The 1,402-nt window shown below is 74.0% G+C and carries 1 protein-coding gene; it reads left to right on the forward strand.

What is annotated here, in order from left to right; all coding sequences use genetic code 11:
• Positions 1 to 1,402: PDZ domain-containing protein (locus DQW85_RS23005; protein WP_205315335.1), on the forward strand; the 1,402-nt coding region annotated here is incomplete at both ends.

Genomic DNA, 1,402 nt, shown 5'->3' on the forward strand with positions numbered 1-1,402 from the left:
CCTGCGCGTGGAGCCGGGAGTGCGGGTACGCCTGCCGCGCGTGCTCGGCGGCGACGGCCGGGCGGTCTGGGTGTCCGACGCCACCGGCGAGGACGGGCTGGAGATCGGCACGCCCGGCGGCGAGATCCGCGCGCTGGCCGCCGGAGAGCTCGGCCGGGTGCTCGACCTGGCCGCCGCGCCCGACGGCGAACACGTGGCCGTGGCCACCCACGACGGGCGGCTTCTGCTCGTCGACGTCGAGTCCGGGCAGCTCAGGGAGCTCGACCGCACCGCGCACGGCGACATCGGCGGGCTGACGTTCTCGCCCGACTCCGCCTGGCTGGCCTGGGTGCACCCGCACCAGGAGCCGCTGTCGCAGATCAGGATGGGCCGCGTCGACGGCACGTCCGTCATCGACGTGACCTCGGTGCGCTTCGCCGACTACGACCCGGTGTTCACCAAGGACGGCAGGCACCTGGCCTTCCTGTCGGTGCGGACGTTCGACCCGGTGTACGACGCGCACGTGTTCGACCTGGCCTTCCCCTCCGGCTGCCGGCCGTACATGGTGCCCCTGCGGGCGACGACGCCCTCGCCGTTCGACCCGAGCCTGCAGGGACGCGGGTTCAACGGCGAGGACGACAAGCCCGCGCAGGAGGAGAAGAAGGACGACGCGCCCCCGCGCACCGAGGTCGACCCCGAGGGGATCGCCTCCCGCGTCGTGCCCGTGCCGGTCCCCGCCGGCCGCTACGACAACCTGCGCACCGCCAAGGACGCGCTGATCTGGCTCCGCTTCCCGGTGGCCGGCCAGCTCGGCGACGGCACCGAACCGACCGGCGAGGTCGTCCTCGAACGCTACGACCTCAAGAAGCGCGGCAAGGCCGAGCTGGGCAAGGAGCTGCGGGCGTTCGAGGTCAGCGGCGACGGCACCCGGCTCGTCCTCAACGGCAAGAACGGCCTGCAGACCCGCTCGGCCGGCGAGGGCGACGAGGTCGTCACCATCGACCTCGACCGGGTCACCGTCCAGCTCGACCCGGTCGCCGAGTGGCGTCAGGGCTACCTGGAGGCCGGCCGGCTCATGCGCGACCACTTCTGGCGCTCCGACATGAACGGCGTCGACTGGCAGGCGGCGCTCGACCGCTACCTGCCGCTGACCGAGCGGATCGGCTCCTACTCCGAGCTGATCGACCTGCTCTGGGAGGTGCAGGGGGAGCTCGGCACCTCCCACGCCTACGCCCGCGCCAACGGCTCGCCCGGCGACCCCCGCCGCCGCCAGGGCCTGCTCGGCGCCGACCTGGACAGGGACGCGGACGGCACGTGGCGGGTCGCGCGGATCCTGCCCGGCGAGACGTCCGACCACGACGCGCGCTCGCCGCTGCTCGCACCCGGCGTCGCCGTACGCGAGGGCGACGCGATCGTCGCCGTC

Origin of the sequence: Nonomuraea lactucae (assembly GCF_003313395.1) — a bacterium.
GTDB lineage: Bacteria > Actinomycetota > Actinomycetes > Streptosporangiales > Streptosporangiaceae > Nonomuraea > Nonomuraea lactucae.